Annotated in this window: 22 protein-coding genes and 3 pseudogenes; 10 read left to right on the top strand and 15 right to left on the bottom strand. The window is 45.0% G+C overall.

The window, feature by feature from the left end:
* The first annotated feature begins 109 nt into the window (after positions 1-109).
* From P0G09_RS14245 to P0G09_RS14260, 4 genes are read left to right on the top strand one after another with little or no spacing between them, the layout of a single operon-like run.
* Positions 110-2,185 (top strand): DNA topoisomerase 3, encoded by a 2,076-nt coding sequence (locus P0G09_RS14245; protein WP_002578949.1) that lies wholly within the window; start codon positions 110-112, stop codon positions 2,183-2,185.
* Positions 2,182-3,027: an LPD16 domain-containing protein gene (locus tag P0G09_RS14250; protein ID WP_002304387.1), complete on the top strand. Its 846-nt coding sequence runs from the start codon at positions 2,182-2,184 to the stop codon at positions 3,025-3,027. Before P0G09_RS14245 ends, P0G09_RS14250 begins: the two co-directional genes overlap by 4 nt.
* Before the next feature lie 13 nt (positions 3,028-3,040).
* On the top strand, positions 3,041-3,637 hold the full coding sequence (locus tag P0G09_RS14255; protein ID WP_002304389.1) for a YodL domain-containing protein: 597 nt from the start codon (positions 3,041-3,043) through the stop codon (positions 3,635-3,637).
* On the top strand, positions 3,634-3,840 hold the full coding sequence (locus P0G09_RS14260; protein WP_002578948.1) for a transposon-transfer assisting family protein: 207 nt from the start codon (positions 3,634-3,636) through the stop codon (positions 3,838-3,840). The genes P0G09_RS14255 and P0G09_RS14260 overlap by 4 nt, the downstream gene beginning before the upstream one ends.
* Positions 3,841-3,888: 48 nt before the next feature.
* On the opposite strand, the gene P0G09_RS14265 is transcribed toward P0G09_RS14260, so the two are convergent.
* Complete coding sequence (locus P0G09_RS14265; protein WP_021632746.1) at positions 3,889-4,602, bottom strand: hypothetical protein; 714 nt, start codon at positions 4,600-4,602, stop codon at positions 3,889-3,891.
* 43 nt (positions 4,603-4,645) lie between these two features.
* On the opposite strand from P0G09_RS14265, the gene P0G09_RS14270 reads away from it, so the two are divergent.
* From P0G09_RS14270 to P0G09_RS14290, 5 genes are all read left to right on the top strand, one after another.
* The gene (locus P0G09_RS14270; RefSeq protein WP_118199520.1) at positions 4,646-4,984 is read left to right on the top strand and encodes a TnpV protein; all 339 of its coding nucleotides are present in this window, start codon (positions 4,646-4,648) and stop codon (positions 4,982-4,984) included.
* 161 nt (positions 4,985-5,145) lie between these two features.
* Complete coding sequence (locus tag P0G09_RS14275; protein WP_227612560.1) at positions 5,146-12,189, top strand: LPD11 domain-containing protein; 7,044 nt, start codon at positions 5,146-5,148, stop codon at positions 12,187-12,189.
* On the top strand, positions 12,189-12,521 hold the full coding sequence (gene mobC, locus P0G09_RS14280; protein ID WP_002578947.1) for a plasmid mobilization relaxosome protein MobC: 333 nt from the start codon (positions 12,189-12,191) through the stop codon (positions 12,519-12,521). The genes P0G09_RS14275 and mobC overlap by 1 nt, the downstream gene beginning before the upstream one ends.
* A 116-nt stretch (positions 12,522-12,637) precedes the next feature.
* The gene (locus P0G09_RS14285) at positions 12,638-12,922 is read left to right on the top strand and encodes a hypothetical protein (RefSeq protein ID WP_002578946.1); all 285 of its coding nucleotides are present in this window, start codon (positions 12,638-12,640) and stop codon (positions 12,920-12,922) included.
* A 62-nt stretch (positions 12,923-12,984) separates the two neighbouring features.
* Entirely contained in the window at positions 12,985-14,397 is a 1,413-nt protein-coding gene (locus tag P0G09_RS14290; RefSeq protein WP_002578945.1) for a relaxase/mobilization nuclease domain-containing protein, read from the top strand.
* Between the two features lie 278 nt (positions 14,398-14,675).
* Here P0G09_RS14290 and P0G09_RS14295 read toward each other — a convergent pair whose 3' ends face one another.
* From P0G09_RS14295 to P0G09_RS14345, 12 genes and pseudogenes are all read right to left on the bottom strand, one after another.
* Complete coding sequence (locus tag P0G09_RS14295) at positions 14,676-15,545, bottom strand: zinc metalloprotease HtpX (RefSeq protein WP_002588966.1); 870 nt, start codon at positions 15,543-15,545, stop codon at positions 14,676-14,678.
* Positions 15,546-15,594: 49 nt separating this feature from the next.
* Entirely contained in the window at positions 15,595-15,858 is a 264-nt protein-coding gene (locus tag P0G09_RS14300; protein ID WP_002304397.1) for a DUF1292 domain-containing protein, read from the bottom strand.
* A 16-nt stretch (positions 15,859-15,874) separates the two neighbouring features.
* Complete coding sequence (locus P0G09_RS14305) at positions 15,875-16,129, bottom strand: hypothetical protein (protein ID WP_002588965.1); 255 nt, start codon at positions 16,127-16,129, stop codon at positions 15,875-15,877.
* Positions 16,130-16,138: 9 nt separating this feature from the next.
* Positions 16,139-17,179: a hypothetical protein gene (locus tag P0G09_RS14310; protein ID WP_002304399.1), complete on the bottom strand. Its 1,041-nt coding sequence runs from the start codon at positions 17,177-17,179 to the stop codon at positions 16,139-16,141.
* Between the two features lie 19 nt (positions 17,180-17,198).
* Complete coding sequence (locus P0G09_RS14315; RefSeq protein ID WP_002578944.1) at positions 17,199-18,068, bottom strand: hypothetical protein; 870 nt, start codon at positions 18,066-18,068, stop codon at positions 17,199-17,201.
* Positions 18,069-18,571: 503 nt separating this feature from the next.
* Positions 18,572-18,875, bottom strand: a pseudogene (locus P0G09_RS20895) (toxin zeta); the annotation flags it as partial.
* 286 nt (positions 18,876-19,161) lie between these two features.
* Positions 19,162-19,707 carry an AAA family ATPase gene (locus tag P0G09_RS14320; RefSeq protein WP_002304402.1) on the bottom strand — a complete coding sequence of 182 codons (546 nt, stop codon included), beginning with the start codon at positions 19,705-19,707 and terminating at the stop codon, positions 19,162-19,164.
* A 60-nt stretch (positions 19,708-19,767) separates the two neighbouring features.
* Positions 19,768-19,916: pseudogene (locus tag P0G09_RS20900) on the bottom strand (zeta toxin family protein); the annotation flags it as partial.
* Position 19,917: 1 nt separating this feature from the next.
* A pseudogene (locus tag P0G09_RS14330) lies at positions 19,918-20,115 on the bottom strand (antitoxin); the annotation flags it as partial.
* The gene (gene erm(B) / locus P0G09_RS14335) at positions 20,116-20,883 is read right to left on the bottom strand and encodes a 23S rRNA (adenine(2058)-N(6))-methyltransferase Erm(B) (RefSeq protein WP_255420040.1); all 768 of its coding nucleotides are present in this window, start codon (positions 20,881-20,883) and stop codon (positions 20,116-20,118) included.
* 4 nt (positions 20,884-20,887) lie between these two features.
* Positions 20,888-21,232 carry a helix-turn-helix transcriptional regulator gene (locus tag P0G09_RS14340; protein WP_198957774.1) on the bottom strand — a complete coding sequence of 115 codons (345 nt, stop codon included), beginning with the start codon at positions 21,230-21,232 and terminating at the stop codon, positions 20,888-20,890.
* A gap of 100 nt (positions 21,233-21,332) precedes the next feature.
* Positions 21,333-22,469 carry a site-specific integrase gene (locus P0G09_RS14345; protein WP_110437427.1) on the bottom strand — a complete coding sequence of 379 codons (1,137 nt, stop codon included), beginning with the start codon at positions 22,467-22,469 and terminating at the stop codon, positions 21,333-21,335.
* 382 nt (positions 22,470-22,851) lie between these two features.
* Here P0G09_RS14345 and P0G09_RS14350 point away from each other — a divergent pair, with 382 nt between their 5' ends.
* On the top strand, positions 22,852-23,229 hold the full coding sequence (locus P0G09_RS14350; protein ID WP_110437428.1) for a helix-turn-helix transcriptional regulator: 378 nt from the start codon (positions 22,852-22,854) through the stop codon (positions 23,227-23,229).
* A gap of 163 nt (positions 23,230-23,392) precedes the next feature.
* On the opposite strand, the gene P0G09_RS14355 is transcribed toward P0G09_RS14350, so the two are convergent.
* The gene (locus P0G09_RS14355; RefSeq protein WP_110437429.1) at positions 23,393-23,947 is read right to left on the bottom strand and encodes an ImmA/IrrE family metallo-endopeptidase; all 555 of its coding nucleotides are present in this window, start codon (positions 23,945-23,947) and stop codon (positions 23,393-23,395) included.
* A 51-nt stretch (positions 23,948-23,998) separates the two neighbouring features.
* On the bottom strand, positions 23,999-24,448 hold the full coding sequence (locus P0G09_RS14360; protein ID WP_002304411.1) for a helix-turn-helix transcriptional regulator: 450 nt from the start codon (positions 24,446-24,448) through the stop codon (positions 23,999-24,001).
* Positions 24,449-24,622 lie beyond the last annotated feature (174 nt).

A 24,622-nucleotide genomic window follows, 5' to 3' on the forward strand; every position in this document is an offset into this window, starting at 1 on the left:
AGAACAGAAAATTGTATCAGGTTGCAAAAATCCTTTCCGAACTTTTTACATAGCAGTCATGCACTACGGTGTGTGGCTGCTTATTTTTTTGTGAAAGGAGCAGATGCAAATGAAATTAGTTTTGGCTGAAAAGCCTTCGGTTGCACAGAGTATTGCCAAAGTGTTAGGTGCTGCCAAGCGTGAGGATGGCTACTTAGAGGGAAACGGATATGTGGTCAGCTGGTGTGTAGGGCATTTGGTGGAGCTGGCACAGCCGGAAGTCTATGATGCGAAGTACAGCAAATGGGCTTATGCAGACCTTCCTATCTTCCCGATGGACTGGCAGTATGAGGTTTCTGCCGGTACGAAAAAACAGTTTGGGATTCTGAAAAAGCTCATGGCCAGAGAAGATGTTGCGAGTCTTGTGTGTGCAACAGATGCCGGTCGTGAGGGCGAGCTGATCTTTCGGTTGGTGTACCACAAAGCCGGGTGCAGAAAGCCGTTTGAGCGGCTTTGGATTTCCTCGATGGAAGATGTAGCAATCAAGGAGGGCTTTGAAAATCTCAGGTCTGGAACGGAATATGATGCTTTGTATGAAGCAGCACTGTGTCGAGAACGAGCCGACTGGATTGTTGGTATTAACGCTACTCGACTTTTTTCGACCCTTTACGGGCAGACCCTGAATGTTGGTCGTGTTATGACCCCTACCCTTGCTATGGCTGTTATGCGAGAAGCTGCCATTTCCGCATTCAAGCCTGAACTGTTCTACACAGTTCAGATTGGATTGGATGGTTTTACGGCTGCAAGCGAACGCTTCAAAACCAAGGCAGCAGCCGAAGCTGTCAAACAAAGCTGTTCGGTGGCAATCGTTCAGAAAGCTGAATGTAAGGAGAAAACAGAAAAGCCGCCTGCGCTCTATGACCTGACCAGTTTACAGAGAGAAGCCAACCGTGTGCTTGGCTACACGGCACAGCAGACCTTGGACTACACGCAGAACCTCTATGAAAAGAAACTGGTCACTTATCCCCGTACCGACAGCAGGTTTCTGACGGAAGATATGGCACATAGCCTGACCGACCTCGTAAAGCTGGCTTTCCACACATTCCCCGTGGAGGATGTGGATAACATACCAGTTCATGCAGAGCAGGTTGTGAATAACAAAAAGGTCACAGATCACCATGCCATCATTCCGACCAGAGAATTGCAGAAATGCAATCTGAGCGAACTTCCCAAGGGTGAACTTGCAATTTTGCAACTGATCTCGAATCGGTTGTGCGTAGCTGTTGGCGATCCGCACCGATACGCAGAGACAGTTATTGAGCTGGACTGTGGCGGTACCGTGTTTTCCACCAAAGGCAAAACTGTTGTGCAGGATGGATGGAAAGCTCTGGTTCAGAAAAATGATTCGACAAAATCCGACGAAAACGTGCAGACACTCCCTTCTGTTTCCGTTGGTGACGAAATGACCGTCAGCGGCACGGAAATCAAGGAAGGGAAAACATCTCCCCCTAAACACTTTACCGAGGATACTCTGCTTTCTGCTATGGAAACTGCCGGTGCGGACGAAATGCCTGATGAGGTGGAGCGCAAAGGTTTGGGAACGCCTGCGACCCGTGCCGGTATCATTGAGAAGCTGGTTCGCATCGGTTTTCTGGAGCGTAAGGGTGATAAGAAAACCAAACACCTGATTCCGACCCACAAGGGTACGGCTCTGGTAACAGTCATGCCGGAACAGATTCAGTCCCCATCCATGACGGCGGATTGGGAAGAAAAATTGTTGCTCATTGAGAAAGGCGAATATGCCAGCGAGGACTTTATGGACGAGATCAAAGATGTGATTGCCGGTCTGATTCAGAACTATGAAGTAATCCGTGATTCCGAGGTTATGATGTCGAAAGAAGCCAATTCTATCGGCAAATGCCCGCTCTGCGGCAGTGCTGTAGAGGACAAAGCCAAGGCATTTTTCTGTTCCAACAGAGCTTGCAAATTTGCCCTCTGGAAAAACAATCGCTACTTTGCGAGCATCGGCAAGAGCATGACTTCTGCCACGGCGCAGAAATTGCTTGGTTCCGGCAAGGTAAAGCTCAAGAATTGCAAGTCCGAAAGAACGGGCAACACCTTTGATGCCACCGTCTTTATGGAGGTATCAGATGATGGCAAAACGAAGTTCAGTATGGAATTTGAAAATGGAGGAAAGCGCAAATGACAAATGAGTACAACCCGGATGGTAAGGAAATCCGATTTATCGACAGCCATTATAAGGATTTGTTTCATATCCCCGATGGCAGCTGTGTGCAGATTCACTACCCGGATGAAATGGTTGTGAAGCCCTGCACCTTCATTGACGAGTATCATACGCAGATCGGATACAATGTGTTTCATATCTGCCAGTTTGCAGAAATTATGGAGCGCAACGGCGCAAGCTATATGCCGGAGCCTGAGATTATGGGCGATGAAGCCGCATGGAAGGTCGGAAAGGATAGAATCCTTGCGGTGCAGACCTGCGAAGATGGTTACGACTACACCCTGTTGGATGAAAACTACAACGAGATTGATGGCGGTCAGGTTGATAACCCTGAACTGTCCATGCTCGAAGTCCGCCGGGATATTCTGGAATCCTTCGGGCTGGAGCGCCGGGAACTGCGGGCAATGTTCTATGAGGATGTCATGGAGCAGGCTTTTGAAGTCGGCAGACAGGCGGTGGTGGTCAATGACCCTATCGCTGAGCTTGCTTTTAAGCTCGACCGTTTTGCAGAGAACTTCGACCCCTATGAATATATGGATCAGGTCGATGATGTGCAGGCGCATATCCAAGAAATCAAGGCAGATCTTGCCGCTGGTAATACGGCTCCGTATCGTGAGTTCCTGAATACAGCCATTGAAGAAGCCCGTGAGGAAACTGCGGTTGAGGTTGCCAAAGTGCTGAAAAGTCAGCTGGATAAGCTCGACTCTCCGAAGCGTGAGTCGGTCATGGAAAAACTGGCACAGGCCGCAGAAAAAGCTGCGCCTGCCAGTCCCTCTCCCAAACGCAAAGAGCCTGAACGATAAGGAGGACACGGATATGAAAAACGAAAAATGGGATGATGTTCACGGAAATACCACCCCGGATGACAGAATGGTTGCTTTTCTGGAAAGCCCCACGGATTCCTATGCGATTCTTCAGCTGCGGGAAGATGTAGACGATAATATCCCGCTCATGTTTGCAAATTACAGCTACCTTCAGAAGAAAGAAATGGAGCCTGAGATTGACCGTTACGAGGTGGTCTATCATGGCTCCATTTCTATGTCCGAGGATGTGAATCGGCAGCTGGAAGATTTGTATGTAAAGTTCAATATTGACCACCCGGATGATTTCCGTGGTCACAGTATGTCGGTCAGCGACATCGTAGCCTTAAAGGTAGTCGGTGAGGTATCCTTTCACTATGTAGATTCTGTTGGGTTTCAGAAGCTGGAAAACTTTATGAAGTCCGAAAACTACCTGAAAAACGCAGAGATGGCAATGGAAGATGATTATGGGATGATTGACGGTATCATCAATAACGGAAAAGCGTCCGGATTAGAGGAACGTCCTTCGGTGTTGGAGCAGTTAAAGGAAAAGCCCGTGCCGGATGTTTCCCATAAGCCGCCCAAGAGCCACCCGGAAAGGGAGATTGAATGATGGATTTCACACAGGATGAGCGGAACATGATGATGCTTTACAGCCCTGGCACAAGGTCAGGGCTGTGTGAAGCACTGACACTGATGAAGGAACAGCTTTCGGAGGACGAGTCAGAGCTTTTTGCTTTGGCAGACTCGGTTCTCCGTAAAGTTTCAGCCATGGACGATGCCGCCTTTGAGAAGCTGAACCTTTATCCGGATTGATAGGATTGGAGGGATACAATGAACGCAAAAGAGCGATTTTATTCCGGATTAGCAAAAGAAACGATTGGGAAAATCACCTCGAACACAGATAACTGGACTTCGTTTTTGAGAACGATGTCCCGCAACTATGAGTTCACCTATCCGGAACAGGTGATGATTTATGCTCAGCGCCCCAATGCGACCTTTTGCAAGCCCTATGAGGACTGGAACGCTGAAAATTACCGCAGATATGTAAAGCGTGGCTCTACCGGCATTGCTCTGTTTGTGATGAACAGGGATAAACCGTATCTGCGCTATGTGTTTGATGTGGCGGATACCGGCGTTCGCCGTTCTTCCCCGGAACTGAAACCGTGGGAGGTGACGCCTGAAAACCGCTCCTATGTCATGGAAGCGATGGAGCGTACCTTCGGTGTTGCCGCTGACGGGGTACTGGAAGCACAGCTTGAAGATATTGCATCCGCACTGGCGGCTGAGTATTGGGACGATTACAAAAAGCAGTTCCTCGACATCGTTGCCAACAGCTTCCTTGAGGAGTATGATGAACTCAACATCGAAGTAGCTTTCAAAAATGCGGTGGCAAACAGCGTATCCTATACGATGTATTGCCGGTTCGTGGAAAGTCCCGACAACTACTTCGAGCATGAGGATTTCCAGAAGGTGTTTGATTTTAACACCAGACAGACGGTAAATGCCCTTGGTACTGCGGTGAATGCCATCAGCACAAGGATGTTTCAGGAAATCGAAAAAGCGATTGGAGAACATGAGCAGATTAAAGCTACCGAAAGGAGTACAGATTATGAGCGAGATGACTTACAGACAGGCCGGAGATTATCAGATTCCGAACCTTCAGTTGGAGAACGAGGGAGAGAAACCTCTGGGCAAGTACGGCAGGATGCGTCGAGCATTTTTGGAACAGAACAATCCGATGCTCCTGAACGACATGATTCTGACGGAGAGCCTGTTCCCGCACCTGTGGGAGATCGAGGAAACAGCGAAAGCCAGAGTGGAGTTTCTGATGGAGCAGTACCTGAAGGACAGCCCCGCACCGGACAAGGAAACGCAGCAGATGGCGTGGGTGCAGCACATGAACAGCCTGAAAGCACAGGCGGAGGAAGTCGTGATGACGGAGCTTATCAACAGCTGAGTCTGAACCTTTTCCTCTCCGAAAATGAACAAATCAGTTTTATCGACCGAGCAGAGAGCTTTACGCCCTCTGCTTTTTCTTTTGCCCAGGAAGAAATCGACCACTTCCTTCTGCTTGGTAGCAATACCGATGAAGCCCGAAAAGTCGTAGCGCTGGAATATATGAAGCAGAAGCCGTTGGAAGAAATCGTTCAGACCTTAAAGCAGGTCTATCACGGCGGCTATGGTCTGAAAGAAGATAGCGGGAATATCTGTGCGTGGTATGCCGAGGACGGTATCCACCTTGCCAAAGGTTCCTCTGCCATTGACAGCCCCAGAGCGCAGATCGTTTCTTGGGAAACGGTTGCCGAGCGCATTGGAGAACTGCTTGAAAATGGTCGGTTCGCAACTAATGTGGAACTGGTAGAAGCATCCGGATATGAGCGTCAGAAGTTGGCAGAATCCCTGTGGCATCTTTATCACGATTTGAGTGAAGAAGCCCGTTCCAGCAACTATCTGGCAATTCTTCATCAGGAACCGTTTCGTGGTTTCCCTGACGAAACCGCAGACTTGGCTGAAAAGTTGGATGACCCTCGTTTCCACGCAACCTTGGTACAGCAGTATTCGGAATTTAGAAAAACCCTTGCGGAAAATCCCGATCTGCTTCGTTTTCACTATCACAAGCTGAATCTCATTCAGAAACAGCTGTATGAGTTGAATATGCCTTTGCGTGAGTATCAGACCGATATGATGCAGATGCCCCTTGTCCGCCAGTTCATTACGGATGATGAAGTCAATGCAGACTTGACCCGTGGAAGCGGCTTTTCCGGTGGTAAAGCCCGTATTTATAACTACTGGCAGGAGAATCATTCTGCCAAGGAAAAGATGGACTTCCTGAAGCATGAATACGGAACCGGTGGTCATTCCCATGCCTGCTCTGGTGCAACGCACAGCGGTCAGGATCACGATGCCAAGGGTGTTGCTTACACCAAGAGCGGTTGCGATAAATTGCAGATGTCCTGGGCGCAGGTGGTGCAGAGAATCGACGGTCTGATACGAAAGGGACGCTACCTCAGCCCGGAGGAAGAAGCGGAACGACAGGCTATCGAAGAAGCTAAAACTGATCCGTTGGAAGATGTTTATGACCGTTTCGCAGTGATTGATACCGAGGATGGCGAGTATGCGATCTGGGATAATCAGACCGATGACTACTATGTAGACCCGGAAGGCGTTACGGAATACTTCACGGACGAATGGCTTGCCAATGACTATTTGGAGGAAGTTCGTCAGTCCGTAGCTGCGATGGAGTCGGTTCAGCCAGAAGCGCCTGTGGCAGAGCCTGCCGAAGTTGTGGAAGCATCTGCTTCCGAGGAACCGAAATGGAATTATCAGGTCGGTGACACGGTATATCTGGACGATACAGCTTTCCGTGTGGAGCAGATCACGGACAGAGAAGTTCAGCTGCGTGACCCTACGCTTGCTTATCCCATCTTCCGTGCCGAGAATCGTGAGAATTTCGAGCGTATGCTCTCTCAGGACGAAAGAAACCATGCGGTAAGGGTTGATGCCCAAACCGAAGAAAAGCCCGTTACAGAGGATTTTCTGGGCAAAACCGAACCGAGGGACTACACCCCTGAGTATCAGCTGTTAGACCGTCTGCGTATGGACTGCGAATACTTCCTTGGTGCAGGACAGCACAGCGAAAAGCATCTGTGGGCAGGCAACCGCCATGCACAGATTGCCAAGATGCGTGAGCTGTATGAAATGATTCCCGACAAACCAGAATGGCTGACACCTGAGATGATTAACAGCTACGAGGAGCGCATGGCTCCCCGCTATCTGGTTGCCGCCTACCATCACTTTGAAAACGGCTTCGATGATAAACTGGACTACTACACTCTGGAAGAAGCGGAAAAAGCTGCCCAGGGCTATGTGGACGGAACCATGGAGGATGACGGATTCAAGTACGATGGTGCTGCCGTTTACGATCAGCAGGAGCATAAGTGCATCCGTATCTATGGGGACTACCCTGACGAAAAGGCACACGCACAGGTCAGAGCCAGTGCGGAACCCGAACAGCAGGAACCGGAACACTTCATCGATCATTTTTATGTTGCCGAGGACATTCAGAAGCGGGGTGCGCTGGACATCAAGGAATACAGTTCCTTTGATGATGCCCTGCGAGCCTACTATGCACTTCCTGACACGCAGAGAAAAGCCCTGGGTGCAATGAATACCAGAGATCTGCCGGGTAGTCTGGACTTCGTACAGTGCGTAGATGGAAAGGACACCATCATTCAGGATTATGCCCAGGTGGACGGATGGCAGAATGCCGAAGTCATGGACATTATCGCTCAGCTTGAGCAGTCCATCACCACCAGAGAAATCCCACCTGTTCCTGCGGTGAACTTCCACATCACGGATGACAACATCGGTGAAGGTGGACCGAAGCAGAAATTCGCAAGAAACATCGCAGCCATTGAAACTCTGTTCAAACTGGAAAGCGAGAACAGGAACGCCACTACCGAAGAACAGGAGATTTTGTCGAATTATGTCGGTTGGGGCGGTCTGGCAGATGCCTTTGACCCGGACAAGGGAAATTGGGCGAAGGAGTATCAGACACTGAAAAACCTGCTTTCCGAAGATGAATATGCTGCGGCAAGAGCTTCCACCCTGAACGCACATTACACCAGCCCTACGGTCATTCGCTCCATCTACGATGCGGTCGGACAGATGGGCTTTGAAACAGGAAATATTCTGGAGCCTGCTATGGGTATCGGCAACTTCTTTGGTATGCTCCCTCCTGAAATGCAGAGCAGCCGTTTGTATGGTGTGGAACTGGATTCCATCACCGGCAGAATTGCTCAGAAGCTCTATCCCAACGCAGAAATCAAAGTAGCCGGTTTTGAAACGACAGACCGCCGAGACTTTTACGATCTGGCTGTGGGTAATGTCCCTTTCGGCAACTACAAAGTGTCCGACAAGCCGTATGACAAGCTGGGATTCTCCATTCACAACTATTTCTTTGCCAAGGCTTTGGATCAGGTTCGTCCCGGTGGTGTGGTCGCTTTTGTGACAAGCCGTTACACCATGGATTCCAAGAACTCTGACGCAAGGCGATATATGGCGCAGAGGGCGGAACTGCTTGGTGCAATCCGTCTGCCAAACGATGCCTTTAAGAAAAACGCAGGCACGGAAGTCGTGTCCGACATCCTGTTCCTGCAAAAGCGTGACCATCCGATTGACATTGTACCGGAATGGGTAAACCTTGACCGCACCGAAGAAGGACACACCATGAACAGCTACTTTGTCGCTCATCCTGAAATGGTTCTGGGCGATACGGTGGAAGAAAGTACCGCCTACGGCATGGACATTACAGTGCGTCCCATTGAGGGCATGGAACTGTCCGAACTTCTGAAAGAAGCAGTTTCCCACATCCAAGGAACCTATCAGGCTGTGGAGCTTCCCGAAGCTGACAAGGGTAAGGAAATCGAAACCATTCCTGCAACCCCGGATGTAAAGAATTTCTCTTATACCGTGGTGGATGGCAATGTGTACTTCCGTGAAAACTCCCTGATGCGCCGTGTAGACCTGAATGAGAAAGCAAAAGACCGTGTGATGGGCATGGTGGAACTTCGTGGTATCGTCAACGAGCTGATCGAATATCAGCTTGAGGATTACCCGGATGAAATGATTACTCAGAAACAGGCAGAACTGAATGATGCCTACGATGCGTTTGCCGCAAAGAACGGGCTTATCAATAATCGAGCCAATGGTCAGGCATTTGCTGACGATTCCTCCTACTATCTCCTGTGTTCTCTGGAAAATGTGGATGAGGACGGCAATCTGAAAAGCAAGGCGGATATGTTCACCAAGCGAACCATCAAGCCGGAACGCAGAGTGACGAGCGTGGATACGCCGTCCGAAGCTCTGGCAATCTCTATCGGTGAGCGTGGCAAGGTGGATTTGCCGTTTATGGCACAGCTGCTTGGAACACCTGGAGAATACGATGCGATTCAGGCAGAGCTTCGAGGGGTGATCTTCAAAGACCCGATGGCTCCCGATGCTGTGGAAGTTGGATGGCAGACTGCCGATGATTACCTTTCCGGTGATGTAAGAAGCAAGCTGCGTGTCGCACAGATGGCGGCAGACAGGGATTCTTCCTTCCACATCAATGTGGAAGCCTTGCAGAAAGCACAGCCGAAGGACTTGGATGCGTCCGAGATTGATGTGCGTTTGGGTGCAACATGGATTGATGCCGATTATATTCAGCAGTTCATGGAGGAAACCTTTGAAACGCCGTATTACTTGCGCCGTTCCATTGAGGTCAAGTTCTCCGAGCTGACCGCAGAGTGGCGCATCAACGGTAAGAGTTCTCCCAACTACAACGATGTGGCGGCGTATGTCACCTACGGTACAGAGCGAGCCAACGCATATCGGATTCTGGAGGAAACGCTGAATCTGAAGGATATTCGTATCTATGATACGATTGAAGATGCAGATGGTAAGCAGAAGCGTGTCCTCAATAAAAAAGAAACTACCCTGGCACAGCAGAAACAGCAGGCAATCAAGGATGCGTTCCGAGATTGGATTTGGAGAGATCCGCACAGACGAGAAACCCTTTCCACCAAGTACAACGAACTTTTTAACTCCACCAGACCTCGTGAGTATGATGGCTCTCATATCCGTTTCGGCGGCATGAACCCGGATATTACCCTCCGTGAACACCAGAGAAATGCTATCGCTCATGTGCTATATGGTGGAAATACGCTGCTTGCACACGAAGTTGGTGCGGGCAAGACCTTCGAGATGGCTGCATCGGCTATGGAGAGTAAACGGCTTGGATTGAGCCAGAAATCCCTGTTCGTTGTGCCGAATCACTTGACCTTACAGTGGGCAAACGAGTTCCTGCACCTCTATCCGAGTGCCAAGCTCCTTGTTGCCACCAAGAAGGATTTTGAAACAGCAAACCGTAAGAAGTTCTGCGCTCGTATCGCAACGGGTGACTATGATGCAGTCATCATCGGTCACAGCCAGTTTGAAAAAATCCCGCTTTCTGCCGAACGACAGGAACGGCAGCTGCGGGAGCAGATTGATGAGATCGAGGGTGCGATTGCGGAGCTGAAATGGCAGCGTGGCGAAAACTTCACGATCAAGCAGATGGAGAAAACACGAAAATCATTGGAAGCCAGACTGGACAAGCTCCTTGCCGCTGACAAGAAAGATGATGTCATTACCTTTGAGCAGTTGGGTGTAGACCGGCTGTTTGTGGACGAAAGCCATGCGTTCAAGAATTTGTTCCTCTACACAAAAATGCGAAATGTGGCAGGTCTGTCCACCTCCGAAGCCCAGAAATCTTCGGATATGTTTATGAAGTGCCGCTATATGGATGAGCTGACCGGCGGGCGTGGTGTGATCTTTGCAACCGGTACTCCAGTAAGTAACTCGATGACCGAGCTTTATACGGTCATGCGCTATCTCCAGTACAGTACGCTCCAGCAAAAGAACCTGACCCATTTTGATTCCTGGGCATCGACCTTCGGAGAAACAACAACTGCGATTGAGCTTGCACCGGAGGGAACCGGCTATCGTGCCAGAACCCGATTTGCGAAGTTCTTCAACCTGCCTGAACTGATGAATATGTTCAAGGAGGTTGCCGACATCAAGACCTCTGACCAGTTGCATCTCCCTGTTCCCGAAGCAAAGTTTGAAACGGTTGTGGTTCAGCCCTCTGAGTACCAGAAGGATATGGTGGCTTCCCTTTCAGAGAGAGCAGCAGATGTTCATGCCGGTATTGTAGACCCGTCCGTCGATAATATGCTCAAGATTACCAGCGACGGACGAAAATTGGGACTGGATCAGCGGCTAATGAACACCCTGTTACCCGATGACCCTGACAGCAAGCTCAATGCCTGCGTGGGAAATATCCTGCGTATCTGGCAGGACGGTCAGGCTGACAAATTGACCCAGTTGGTGTTCTGCGACCTTAGCACACCGAAAAATGATGGAACCTTCAATGTCTATGATGATGTCAAAACCAAGCTGATTGCAAACGGTGTGCCTGCGGAAGAAGTTGCCTTTATCCATGATGCAGATACCGAGGCAAAGAAAAAAGACCTCTTTGCCAAGGTTCGTACCGGGCAGGTGCGAGTGCTTCTTGGCAGTACGCAAAAGATGGGTGCAGGAACCAACGTCCAGGACAAATTGGTGGCAGTTCACCACTTGGATGTGGGTTGGCGTCCGTCTGATATGACCCAGAGAAACGGTCGTATCATCCGTCAGGGCAACCGGAACAAAGAGGTTCAGGTGTATCAGTATGTGACCGAGGGAACCTTCGATGCCTACCTGTATCAGACCTTGGAAAACAAGCAGAAGTTTATTTCTCAGATTATGACCTCCAAATCACCGGTTCGCTCCTGTGACGATGTGGATGAGCAGGCGCTGTCCTATGCGGAGATCAAGGCGCTGTGTGCCGGCAATCCGCTTATCAAGGAAAAGATGGACTTGGACATTGATGTGGCAAGGCTGAAGGTGCTGAAAGCTGACCACCAGAGCCAGCAGTACCGTATGGAAGATAAGCTTCTGAAATACTTCCCGGCTGAGATTGAAAAGCAGACAGGCTATATTCATGGCTTTGAAGCTGATATTAAAACCGTGGAAGCACACCCGCAGATTGCCGATGGCTTTTGCGGCATGGAAATCATGGGCAAAGCCTACACCGAAAAGGCAGATGCCGGTGAAATCCTCCTTGCGGCTTGTAAGGACACGAAAAGTGCCGATCCGGTTCCTCTTGGCAGTTACCGTGGCTTTCAGATGGAGCTTTCGTTTGACAGTTTCCGGAACGAGTTCGATGTGACCCTGAAGGGCGCTGTGAGCCACAGAGTAGCCCTTGGAACGGACGCACGAGGAAATATCACCCGACTGGACAATGCCCTTGCAGGCATCCTTGAGCGCTTAGAACGAGCCAATGAGCAGTTGAATAATCTCTACAATCAGCAGGAAGCAGCCAAGGCGGAGGTTGGAAAACCGTTCCCGCAGGAAGCAGAGCTGACAGCCAAAAGTCAGCGACTGGCAGAACTGGATGCAGCCCTGAATATGGAGGACTCTGTGGAAAATCGTGACGAAAGAAGCGAGTCAGAGCGTCCTTCTGTGTTGGCTGATCTGAAATCCAAAGCGGAGCATATCCCGCCTGCAAAATACTCTGAAACCCGTGAGGAGGTGTTGTAATGGCAAAGCGAGATCAGGATGTTCATTTCCTTGCATCCAAGGAGGAGGTCGAGCGAATCCATGAGAAGATGGACGAGCTTGGCATCCGCAGCATGGGAGCCTATCTGCGGAAAATGGCTCTGGATGGTTACTGTATCAGACTGGATTTGCAGGATGTGAAAGCCCTGGTTTCGCTCCTGCGAATCTGCTCCAACAACCTGAACCAGTACGCAAAGCGAGCGAACGAAACAGGCAGCATCTATCGTGCTGACATTGAGGATTTGCAAAAACGGCTGGAGGAGATCTGGACGGACATGAGAGAAGTTCTTGTTCGCCTGTCCTCAATCCAGTAATCCGACAACTTGTTGGGAAGTCGCAGTTTCGGCTGCGGCTTTTACATAAGGGTTGACATCATTGCGTTATGGCAGATACCCTTGTACAATATAATTAAAAGAAAGGGGTTGAGCCTATGAAGCTGGTATTGAAGATATTGGCACTGCCGGTGCTGTTCGTTGTAAAAGTGATTTGCATTCTTGGAAATCTGCTTACAAATGTTGTGTCCTATGTAATTGGTTTATTGCTCTTGGTCATTGGCGGATCTGCGATTTACTGCATTGTAAAGGCTTTGTGGCAGTCCCTGCTTATTCTTGTGGTTCTTGGAATTGCGACAATAGCAGCGGTGTTCTTGCTCGTCTGGGCTGTTATGAAAGTCGAGAATATTGGAGAAAGTCTGGGAGCATTTATCAGGTCATAAGATAATATCAGAGAAAAGTCACCGACCGGTGGCTTTTTCTTTTTGGGAAGGAAGTGATGGGAATGGCAGCGACAAGATTGATTGCACTCCATGTGAATAAGGGAAAGACGGTCGCTCAATGTTTGGCAGACAGAACCGACTACTCACAAAATGCCGCAAAAACCAATGATGGCGAATTTATCAGTTCCTATGAGTGTGATCCAAAGACAGCAGATGAGGAATTTCTGCTTTCCAAACGGCAGTATCAGCATATTACCGGCAGACAGCAGAAGAACAATATCATCGCATACCAGATACGCCAGTCCTTTAAGCCGGGAGAAATCACCCCGGAAGAAGCGAACCAAGTCGGCTATGAAACAGCGATGCGATGGACAAAGGGAAAACACGCTTTCATCGTTGCGACCCACATCGACAAATCCCACATTCACAATCATATCATTTATAATTCGACCTCGCTGGATGCCACACGGAAATTCAAAAACTTCTTTCTTTCCGGTCTGGCGGTGCAAAGACTCAGTGATATGGTTTGCCTGGAACACGGGCTGTCCATTATTACACCGAAGCCGTATCGGGAGCGCCAGAAAAGAACTGTTTATCCCAAGAAGCGTACCCAGCGTGACGAATTATGTGATGCGATTGATGCGGTGCTGAAGCAGAAACCAAAGAGCTTTGATGGCTTTGTTCAGGCTCTGGCTGACATGGGATTTGAGTTCAAGGATGGAAAGCAGCCTGCGTTCAAGGGCGAGAATCAGAAGCGTTTCATTCGGCTGCGTTCCCTGGGCGAAGGATATAGCAAAGAGGAAATTCAAGCGGTTATCTCCGGCAAGAACCTGCACAAATCAAAAGGCGGCTCTGCCAAGGCTCCTGCCCCGAAGCAGTTCCAGATGCTGATTGATATTCAGGCAAAGATGGCCGAGGGCAAGACGGTCGGTTATGAAAAGTGGGCGAAGAAGTTCAACCGAAAAGAAGCTGCCCGAACGGTAATCCTACTGAAAGAAAAAGGCTTGGGCAACTACGACGATCTGACTGCTCATATTGAAAATCTGTCTGCCCGGTTCGATGCGCTTTCTGATTCTATCAAGGTCGCAGAGAAACGTATGGTTGAGGTTCAGGCGTTGCAGCAGCACATCAAAAATTATCGCAACACAAGGCAAATTTATATCGAGTACCGCAAGTCTGGATATAGCAAAAAATTCTTTGAAGAACACCGTCAGGAAATCACAATTCATAAAGCGGCGAAGCAAGCCTTTGATGAATTGCAGATTACAAAGCTCCCGTCCATGCAATCATTGTATGAGGAGTTTCATCAGCTGGCAGTCCAGAAAAAGCAGGACTACGCTGAGTACCGTCAGATCAGAAAAGAGAAAGAAGAACTGCTGATTGCCAAACGGACGGTTGAAACGATTTTGAATATCGACAGGCAGAAAGAGCAGGAAAAAGAGAAAGAGAAAGAGGAAAAGAAGAACTTCCGTTAAAGCAAAAAGCCACGGTCTGCACTCCCCAAAGGGTGCGGATCGTGGCTGCTTTTTTGCTTTTCGATTTCGGTGCTTTCAACCATGGGCAAATTTTTATTCTACTGTTCTTTGAGAAACGATTGAAAATCGTGTAGCCATCATCGGCAGATGATGTTCAAAGGGGATTGGGGATGCTTCCCCAACAAGCAAATTTGCGAAGATTGCACCGAAGGGAAAATCGAGAAAATGAGTGAACCTGTACAGGTTTACACTGCTTGCCAATTTGTGAGATTATGAATTTAGTATCGAGAATAGGGTACACCTAAATTTTGCAATGCTGCAACCCTATCATCGTTGCATGGATGAGTTGAGTATATTGCACTGAGAAAACCATCATGCGGAACATCTGAGATATGTTGGTCTAATACCGTCGCTAATTCAAGACCAAAACCAATTTTATAAGCAAATTCATCAGCCAGATACTCATTTTGTCTCATAGACCACATCAGAAAAAGCATACAGAACTTTACCCATAACCAAGAAAGTGCTGTTGATATTCCTGCGAAAACTGCGGTAATTATACCCATTACACCACTACGAGAGCATATTGCGAACAGCCCCATGATTGCAGAAAAAATCCAGTAGGATATTTTGATTAACAGGAGGCACCCGGATATAAATATATTGCCCCCGCCAATCAATAATTGGATAACAGTATGTCCGTATGAGAGATGTCCGATCTCATGGGCGAGAATTCCAAGTATCATATCATCGGAGAGTAAAAGCAATCCGTCAGTTATGCATAGTGTTTGCCTACCTAGAGCAAATGCATTTGGAGCAGGATCATGGATAATCTTCACTTTCACTTTTTTAGGACAGTATGATGTGTTCTCTTTTGCTTTATCTAAAACATATTGAACCAGCGGGACAACTCGAAGTTTTATATCTACTCTTTTTATATCGCTTGCTCCTGCGAAGGCAGCCAGGCACATTTCGCCTAATGGGGATAAGCTGATAGCTACTGTGAAAAAGTAAATACAAATCAGTTCAACAATGCTTCCTGACGAACCGAACACAGCAACAATCAGCAGAATATTAAGAGTAAAGAACAGAAGAGTTCCTAAGTTTGAGAAGCGAACAATTCTGCCTACACGATGCCAAATATCCATAATGCACCCCCCTTTTATCGTGTTGTTGGTTTGAGCTTGCATTGTTTAATTACTCAAATGTAAAGAAATCTTTGTTTCGCTCTTTGAACAGAGCAAAGACAGTCTCTAACACAAATTCGTTTTCAACACCAACATATTCTTCTGTTTCATCGTCAATTTCTTTCAGCTGCAAAATAACAACTTGCCCATCCGAATCTCCAATAGGAAGCAGGACAACATATTCGTTCTGGCGATACGGTATTAAGTCAAGAAATTCAAATTCAACTTCGTTCCCATTCTCATCATTCAAAGTTATAATGTTGTCTTCATCCATGTCGTCGTTCCTTTTCTTAATATAAATAATTATCGTTGATAATGATGCCTAATAGTTCAAAGAGATTATCCTTTTTGGAAAGAATGCATTTTTTCATGGCTTGTTTAATTTGTTCCGTTGAAATGCTATCAGGCAACATTTCCCTTGGGACACCATGACCGAATTGCCGAAAATACTGTTCTTCGATTTCATAATACTCATTATCAATTTTCGGTTCAGGTGTATTAAGGAAGCTATTCATAAAATCTGCAACGCTCTTGTTTTTGTCCATTGTATGCACCTACCTTTCTCTGCTCAAGACCCTAACATGATTATCTGGTCTAATAGAATCAATCATTGAAGAAAAAATACCAAACGCTGTAGGAAAGAAATTTGCTAATAGCTCTAATTTGCCTTGGTCTCCCATAGACGCTTCAAAAAAGTGGGCAAAGGCTTCTGCTTGTAGATTGCCCGGTCTCGTCCAATAGTTCCTTGAGTGACCATAATTTCCGTGCAATTGACCATTTGTTGTCGCATCAATTAAGTCCGAGAAGGAGTGAGCTGAATCCTGCCTAATACGGGTCAGAAAAGCAGTTTGCTTTTCCACTGGAAGATTGTTATATAAGCTCAGGATTCTTTGTCCGTCCTCAACCAGTGCCTCAGCAAATTCTGGAGTATTGGATAGATTGCTCCGATAGTTGCACGAAGCATGGTCGATCATGTGAGCAAGCTCGTGGAAATAAGTTGTTCCTGCACCTCTTGGATTTGTCATATCAGAAGCTGCATTGTAGTAGACTCCTCGTGAATGCCCTATATAATTTCCCGGTGAGTAATGTGCTGTCTGATCCGGTGGATATTCAGAATCTTGTATCATCAGTTTACCAGCGAAATGGTCAAACACTTCTCTGACATTCTGCTCTGCATTTTCATGGCGTTGTGATATAACAGCGATATATCCGTCTGGTGTGCTACCTTGGGTTAGCACGCCAAGGCAATACTGATAAGACGAATTACCAACATTAGGTGTTTGCAGACCCTGGAGGAAAGAATTTCGTGCAGAAGGAGTGTCCAAATTAACATTATCATATTCTTGTACACTTTTGGCAAGTGAAGCAACGTATTTTTCGGCCTGAAGCATAATCTGTAAAATATCATTCAGGGCTTTGTTGCAATCTTTTACGATAGTTCCCAGCTCATCGTACTTCTTGTCATTCCATCCAATTCCCAATTGCTGATATTTCATCTTCACAGAACTTCTTGTAGTTTCGATAGAAGAAATGGAGGTCCGCATATTTTTCAGTATTGTCAGTAATTGAGTTGCATCAGCATTTACGTTGCTCAAACACTCACCTCCTCATTTGTTAATCATTTCGAGTGTAGCTACCTGTTACTAAAACCGGGATATATGTATCAAGCGATTGAGCTGCAAGTGTTCGATGTCGCCCATCACTCTGAAATACATAATAAGAACCTACCTGCGCAACCTGGACAGGATTATTGTAATAGCTACGAATGGTATCATCTAACACTGGGTTTTGTGAAAGCTCATCCAAAGACATTCCTGACTCAGTATTTTGACGAACATCTTGGATGTGCGAAGCTCGCCTTAGAATGTTTTCTCTCGACCATCCCTCTCGACCATTCCGTGTCCAAAATCCTTCCGGGTTCCCAAGTTCTCGGTCACTGAGATAAACTCCTTCAATATCCCTTGCTCTAACGTATACGAGTTCTGGATTTTCATTTCGAGAAAAGGTATAGTTCCCGTTCTCCCAATAATCTCGATATTCTTCATAGTGATTTCCACGGGAAAAATATCGTTCAGCTGATAGTCTGTCTTGAACAAATGCAAGATTAGAACCAAAGGTATTTGACTCAAAGGTGGTTGTATCTGCACTTGATGGTGTAACAGCAAAACTACTGGTCTGAGGTGTGCTTGCAGATATTCCATTTGTAGATCCTAGTTGAACACTTTCGTATTCACTAAGGCTCTTGGCGAGTAAAGCCACATATTTTTCTGCTTGAAGCATAATTACCAATATGTCATTGAGAGCCTTGTTGCAGTCTCTTACAACCACGCCCAACTCGTTGTATTTTTTATCTTGCCATCCAGCACCTAACTGTTCATATTTCATCTTTACAGATTTTTTGGTAGTTTCGATGGAGGAAATGGAATCCTGCATTTTTTTCAGCATTGCGAATAGCTGAACGGAGTCAGCATTTACCATACTCATTTCATCACCTCCTGGCAGCGGATTTTGTGAAGTGCAAAGCGGCGATGTGTCAGGAAAGTCTGACACATCACTGCTTCGGCAAGATTTAATTTAGAGAGGAAAGAAATTGTTCCAACTCAGCAGCGGTCGGTGCAATGTACGGTTTCATCTGGTAAGTATCCTTAACACCGTCTGTGAAGTATACGCTCCTTTCTTTTTTCGTTTTGTTGGTTCATTTTCGCCAGTGTGTTCGTGTCGTTTGCTGTGACGAGAACGCAACATAGACACAAAGAAAACACAAGGGCGAGCTTGCTCGTTTATATACCCTTGTGTTTTCGACTGGATATGTTAAGGTAACAAACAGTAAATGACACGTTACAGACTGCAAAATGTACCAACTGAAAAAAGAAAGAATACCGTTGTGTGCTTTATTTCTCGATCAGCTTTTCAAACATGAGGAAAGGTTTTTATAAAAAAAGAGTAGTTACCGTTTTTTGGTAACTACTCTTTTCCTTTTTTAAGGTTTAAAGTCCTGGAAGTTTAGGTGTTTTGGGTATTGGTGGTGTAGGTAGCTGCAAGCTTTCCAATTTTTGTTGAATTGCTTTAAATTCAGGGGTTTCTTGGTGTTGATTTTGAACCATTTTTTGCTCTATTCTCTCCAAAGTCGGTTGAATTTCTTTCCCTGATACTTTACGATTTAATTCTCTTTCTAAGGTCTCTTTCGGACTAATGGAAGGCGTTTCTAAACTTGAATAGAAGTTTCACTCCTTCTCTATTATAAAGCCTTATATCGCTAAATAAGCCCGTTTTATGAAGGGTTTCTAAGCTGAAATGAACGGGTTTACACCCGGCCTTGACCTCCGCCCGCTGTCCCGCTGAATGGGTGGACAAGGCGGCCAATCCCTCAAAGTGCTTGGACGCTCTCTTTCTGATTTTGGAGCGTTTCTTTTCTAAAAATTGAAATGGGCGGGAAGCCATTTTAGGGCTTTCCCGCCTTGATTACTTTTTAGCAAAGACGGGCGTGACTGTCAACGGCGGCGCATGAAATGCGCCGTTCATCTTGACCGTTGACTGGCTCGGCTGGCTTTGCTATCTTCCTGACAAATGGGAATGTCTAAGATAGTAAAGACGTCCCACATGCAACTCTTTCTTTTATTGCGGAAACCGTATCTTTAATTGTGAATGTAGTTGTGTCTATGACATTTGATTCATATATCCCCAAACCGGAAAATTGCTCCCACATTGTTTCCACTAATTCAATATTTGTTTTTCTATCTAATTTTGAGCGTTCCACAGCTCGCTTCATAGTTTCTTTTTTACTCGCTCTTAATACAATATAGTGTACCTCGTAATCTTCTTGGGCAAGAGCTTTCCATGGCTCCAAAAACCATGGCCCGACAATCCCATCTACAATTACATCATATCCGCCACGAGCATATCGCTTTGCAGCTTCTAAAAAGGCTTCAATGACAACCAGATTTTGCTTGTTGGATTCTGGCAAATGTGGTGGTATTGCGCCTTTGCTTAAGTAATGAAAAAAGTCATCGGTGTGCATATGCACTGATTTATCCATATCTGATTCCTTTGCGACAATTGACGCAGTTGTTGTTTTTCCTGTCCCCGGTGAGCCTGTAATCACAATAATTCTTCCTTGATTCATCTGTATTTTCCCTCACAATTTGAATTTATCACTTTGTTCCTGCCTGCTCAATCATCTTCTTCGCAAACTGGTTTTCCCTGACCCTGATTGCCCACCAAGTAAAAAAGCGGTTGGCGATTCAACCGCTTTTTTACTTGAACCAATTCTTCTAAATTATCATTTAAGCGATTCTCAAACTGTTTGTCAGTAAAATTGACTATATTTGCCATATTAAGCCACTTTCTCTTTATTCAAAACTTGTTTTGAGTAACGATTCATTGACCGCCAATACTCATGAACGGCTTGTAATTCTTCTAAAGAATAATCAAAAAGATTTACACGTTTTGCAAGCTTTAATTGGTTTAATAAATTGACTTCCAATAATTGAGAGTCATTTTTATTTAATTCATGGTTCAAAACATAGTTTAATTATTTCCTCCCGTTAAATAATAGATAACTATTAAAAATAGACAATACTTGCTCATAAGTAACGGTACTTAAATTGTTTACTTTGGCGTGTTTCATTGCTTGATGAAACTGATTTTTAGTAAACAGTTGACGATATTCTCGATTGACCCATTTTGAAACAAAGTACGTATATAGCTTCCAATATTTATCTGGAACATCTGTGGTATGGCGGGTAAGTTTTATTAAGACACTGTTTACTTTTGGTTTAGGATGAAAGCATTCCGCTGGCAGCTTAAGCAATTGCTGAATCGAGACTTGAGTGTGCAAGAGCAACCCTAGTGTTCGGTGAATATCCAAGGTACGCTTGTAGAATCCTTCTTCAACAATCAGATAGATGTCAGACGCATGGCTTTCAAAAACCACTTTTTTAATAATTTGTGTGCTTAAATGGTAAGGAATACTCCCAACAATTTTATACCTCTGTTTGTTAGGGAATTGAAACTGTAGAATATCTTGGTGAATTAAAGTGACACGAGTATTCAGTTTTAATTTTTCTGACGATAAGTTGAATAGATGACTGTCTAATTCAATAGACGTTACCTGTTTACTTATTTTAGCCAGTTTCGTCGTTAAATGCCCTTTACCTGTTCCAATTTCGTAAACGGTATCGGTTTCTTTTAAATTCAATTGTTTTATTATTTGGTTGAGTACTTTTTCACTCGTTAAAAAGTTTTGAGAATATTTTATATTTTTGTTCATGTAATATCCCTTTTTATTTGCTGTGAATATTCGCTCATTTTTCTTCCTCAATAAAAACTCTACCAGCTAACCAACATTCGTCTAATTCATTTGGGAATAATTCAAGCTGGCGAATCATATAATGTGTACTTGGAATGTAATCAAAATAAAACAATAGTGCTAGATATAAACTCCATGGAATTGGGCGTGTCCGATTTTCGTAGGCACTATAAGTTTGTCGTGAAATACCAACAGCCGAAGCAATTTCTTCTTGTGATGCACCAACTTTTCCTCTGAGTGCGGGTAACTCAATCGCCAATTGAGTGGCCAAGTTCTCTTTCTCATCTTTACTAAAATTCCAAAACTGCTTATAAGCATCTCGCCCTACAAATTGAATCAATAAATCTCCTCCTGGGTATACTCTTTCGTAGAGTACATTACTCCACGAAAAAACACCGCCAAACACTGAAAACTCAGCATTATTTGACGGTGTTGACAATTTATTTGACGGCTAATAAATCAGAAAGCCGTTGCATATTTTCTTTTTTTAAATCCATGGATGGGTGTACATAGCGATTCATTGTAATATTCACGCTGGCATGACCCAATATCTCGCTGAGACTTTTTACATCGAATCCAAGCTCTATGCACCTTGTAGCAAATGTATGACGTAACGAGTGATAATTTGCGGAGTTGATTCCGCTGTTTTTCAATACCTTCTTGAAATGATTTTGCATGGTTCTTGGTTCTAATGGATTCTGATCGCTATTGGTTAGAATGTAGCCAGTAGAAGAAGCTTTGTGTGCTGTAAGAATAGTCATTAAGCCATGGGGTACTGGAATAGTACGGATGGAGCAAGCACTTTTGGGTGTGGTAACAACAATCCTTGTCTTGCATTCACTGTTGGTTCTATCTTGGATTCTCTGGAGCGTTTGATGCACATGGATTGTGTAATCTGAGAATGAAACATCTTCCCATCGCAACGCACAAATTTCACCTACTCTGAGACCAGTGAATAAACATACTAATATACCAATATTGCAGGAATCAAGATTAGAATACAAGTATTGGCATAATTTTTCCTGTTCAGCACGACTCAAAACTCTCATTTCCTTCGTTTGACGTTTTATCTGTATAGATCGTGCGTCACAAGAAATGGCTTTCCCGTTTCGGGTGGCAAATTGTAAGATATTTCGAATTAGAGATAAAATATCTGAAACAGTTTTAGAGGAAAGTCCATTCTCCTTTAATCCACCAGAAACAAGGAAAAAATTACACTGCGTTTCAATAAACTCGTGTGTTATATCACGCAATTGTTTGCTTCCGAACACAGGAAGTATATACGAGTTGAGAAGATTCCTATATTTGTTGCTTGTAGATTCTTTCACTTTAGGACATATAGCTTGAAACCATTCCATAGCAACCTGTTCAAATTGATCTGAGCTAATTTCTGGATCGACAGTGACAGAATTACTCGTGCACGAACTTTGACTGATAAGTTTTGCTTTGACTTCTCGATATGATTTTGCATAAACATAACCGTAATTGGCTTTGCCTGTAGAAGATCGGGACTTAATGTATCTTCCTTCCCATCTGCCGTCTTTCCTTTTGTAAATATTTTCTCCTTTTCGTGCCATAAGGTACACCTCCTTCAATATGACTATAATTCTGACGGCAAATTGTGACTTTGGAACTTCCTAAGACGGATTTTTGCGCAAAACCTCGTGTTTTATGTCCCTAACATATTGACAAACAGTGCGACAACTTGTAAAATAGAGATGTAAATTAAAAAAAACAGAGAAGAATGCGATTCGTGGAGTAATGTACTCTACGAATTTTTTATTTTAAAGAACCTCAAGATAGCTCATATTGTCGTCTTGGGGTTCTTTTCATTCTATCATTTAATGCAATCTGCCTATAAAATTTTATCATATTGCATTTATAAATGCAACTTGCACCCAATGTTGGTTGTTGAGATTTTTGGTACATTTTATAATGTATAGCAGAATCATACACAGCATGGAGGTGATTGAAATGCAACCGGAAGTTGACTATATAAAAATCGGTCAGCGCATTAAAGCTGCTCGCCAGGAGAAGGGATACAGCCAAGCAGACTTGGGTGCGTTGGTTGGTTGCTCGAACAATCATATGAGCCATGTTGAAGTTGGACAGACGAAAGTTTCTTTGGCAATGCTTCTAAAACTGGCATTCGTCTTGGAAAAGAACTTTGACTATTTTTTGCTGGATACCCCATATGCAAAATGCGACAGCATCATCGATGATGAGATTGCTGCAAAACTGAAAAAGTGTAATGTAACAACATTGATAACCGTAGGAAAGATGATTGATGTCTTGATTGACCAGCAAGAGATGATAAAAAAAGCGGAGCTTGATTGATATAATGAAAAAGAAGCCCATTGACGGTTCTGAGTGAACTGCTGTGGGTTTCTTTTGTTGCAATACAATATACTGATCCTTTAAGAAACAAAAAGTCCACCAGTCATGATGCACTGCGCATCGTACTGGTGGACTTTTTCTGTAAAGATATAAAAATAGATATTCATATATCGCCATAACTAATGTCGTTATCGTAGGCATGAAGATCTTCTTTCAGGAAATCTGCTTTACGAATATACATCGAATTTACCAGCTCTCCTTTTTCGTGGAGCAGGCTGAATTTGTAGTCTAATAATGCTGCCGGTACATAGAGCATTTTAGCCGTTTCAAAAAATGTGTGTTCCGAAAGGCATTCCAGAACTTCCCCATCTTCTAACAGAAGCTCCGCCGCAAAAAAGTTTGCTTCATTTTCTTCGATTGATCTATCATCAAAAACTTCCATTTCTTGAAAGCCGTGCATCATGGCGATTTTTGTATGCAGGACAGCGTGTCCTAATTCATGTGCGACTAAGATACGTTCCAGGATGCCGTTCACATTGTGATCTATCACGATATTCTTCTGTCTGGACTGGTAATAGAAGAAGCCCTTCAATTTCTTCTGTAAATCGTAATAGTGGATTTTGATACCTAACAGCTGACATAGTTCGTAAGGGTCTCTGGTGTGATATTTTCGCACAAGCTTATCGACAGTTTCAATGATATGCTCTGCCGTTTTCATTTGCTTCACCTCCGAATCGCACACAGAAAACATATTCTGTGCTTGAGGATTTTACTCTTTATCTTTATGCTTTCTGTATTTCTTCGGAGTGTACTTTTCCCGTGCTGTTTTCTTAGAGTCCATATAAACTGACATAATCGCCTGGAAGAATACATCTTTTGCGTCCTCGTCCAATTCTCCACCGGCAAACAGAGAATTTACACGACCCAGCACTTCCTGAGCTTCTTTTGCTCCCTTTGAACCGAAGTTTTCCTTTGCCTCTAAAATAAACATATCCTGATCTATATGGCTCTGGCTGTCCGTTTCAGATTCATCCAAAAGATAGGACACAGAGATATGCAGCGCTTCAGCAAGTTTTCTGATGTTGCTTTTTCTGGGGAGTGTTCCGAGCTGCTCATAGGTGTAAAGGGATCTTTCGGAAATGCCGGTCATCTGGGCAAGCTCCGTTTGAGATAGGTTCATAGCCAAACGAGCTTCTTTAATTTTTTCTCCAAATGTCATGGTACTGTCCTTCCTTTCAAAAAATATTTATTCGTAACTTCCGATTATTTGTTGACAAACTTCTGGAAAATGCTATAATGAGAATCAGAACAGAAGTATTAGTTCCACTTAATTATATATCGGAACTTTTATAAAGTCAAGAACTTCCGATTTTGCTTCTGTTATTTTAATCAA

It is taken from the genome of Faecalibacterium sp. DFI.5.82, assembly GCF_029076575.1.
Lineage (GTDB): Bacteria > Bacillota > Clostridia > Oscillospirales > Ruminococcaceae > Faecalibacterium > Faecalibacterium duncaniae.

Bases quoted from the DNA above. Each gene is read 5' to 3' on its own strand.
- P0G09_RS14245 (WP_002578949.1), top strand. From the start codon at position 110: ATGAAATTAGTTTTGGCTGAAAAGCCTTCGGTTGCACAGAGTATTGCC.
- P0G09_RS14250 (WP_002304387.1), top strand. From the start codon at position 2,182: ATGACAAATGAGTACAACCCGGATGGTAAGGAAATCCGATTTATCGAC.
- P0G09_RS14255 (WP_002304389.1), top strand. From the start codon at position 3,041: ATGAAAAACGAAAAATGGGATGATGTTCACGGAAATACCACCCCGGAT.
- P0G09_RS14260 (WP_002578948.1), top strand. From the start codon at position 3,634: ATGATGGATTTCACACAGGATGAGCGGAACATGATGATGCTTTACAGC.
- P0G09_RS14265 (WP_021632746.1), bottom strand. From the start codon at position 4,602: ATGTTCTCCAATCGCTTTTTCGATTTCCTGAAACATCCTTGTGCTGAT.
- P0G09_RS14270 (WP_118199520.1), top strand. From the start codon at position 4,646: ATGACTTACAGACAGGCCGGAGATTATCAGATTCCGAACCTTCAGTTG.
- P0G09_RS14275 (WP_227612560.1), top strand. From the start codon at position 5,146: ATGAAGCAGAAGCCGTTGGAAGAAATCGTTCAGACCTTAAAGCAGGTC.
- mobC (WP_002578947.1), top strand. From the start codon at position 12,189: ATGGCAAAGCGAGATCAGGATGTTCATTTCCTTGCATCCAAGGAGGAG.
- P0G09_RS14285 (WP_002578946.1), top strand. From the start codon at position 12,638: ATGAAGCTGGTATTGAAGATATTGGCACTGCCGGTGCTGTTCGTTGTA.
- P0G09_RS14290 (WP_002578945.1), top strand. From the start codon at position 12,985: ATGGCAGCGACAAGATTGATTGCACTCCATGTGAATAAGGGAAAGACG.
- P0G09_RS14295 (WP_002588966.1), bottom strand. From the start codon at position 15,545: ATGGATATTTGGCATCGTGTAGGCAGAATTGTTCGCTTCTCAAACTTA.
- P0G09_RS14300 (WP_002304397.1), bottom strand. From the start codon at position 15,858: ATGGATGAAGACAACATTATAACTTTGAATGATGAGAATGGGAACGAA.
- P0G09_RS14305 (WP_002588965.1), bottom strand. From the start codon at position 16,129: ATGGACAAAAACAAGAGCGTTGCAGATTTTATGAATAGCTTCCTTAAT.
- P0G09_RS14315 (WP_002578944.1), bottom strand. From the start codon at position 18,068: ATGAGTATGGTAAATGCTGACTCCGTTCAGCTATTCGCAATGCTGAAA.
- P0G09_RS14320 (WP_002304402.1), bottom strand. From the start codon at position 19,707: ATGAATCAAGGAAGAATTATTGTGATTACAGGCTCACCGGGGACAGGA.
- P0G09_RS14345 (WP_110437427.1), bottom strand. From the start codon at position 22,469: ATGGCACGAAAAGGAGAAAATATTTACAAAAGGAAAGACGGCAGATGG.
- P0G09_RS14350 (WP_110437428.1), top strand. From the start codon at position 22,852: ATGGAGGTGATTGAAATGCAACCGGAAGTTGACTATATAAAAATCGGT.
- P0G09_RS14355 (WP_110437429.1), bottom strand. From the start codon at position 23,947: ATGAAAACGGCAGAGCATATCATTGAAACTGTCGATAAGCTTGTGCGA.
- P0G09_RS14360 (WP_002304411.1), bottom strand. From the start codon at position 24,448: ATGACATTTGGAGAAAAAATTAAAGAAGCTCGTTTGGCTATGAACCTA.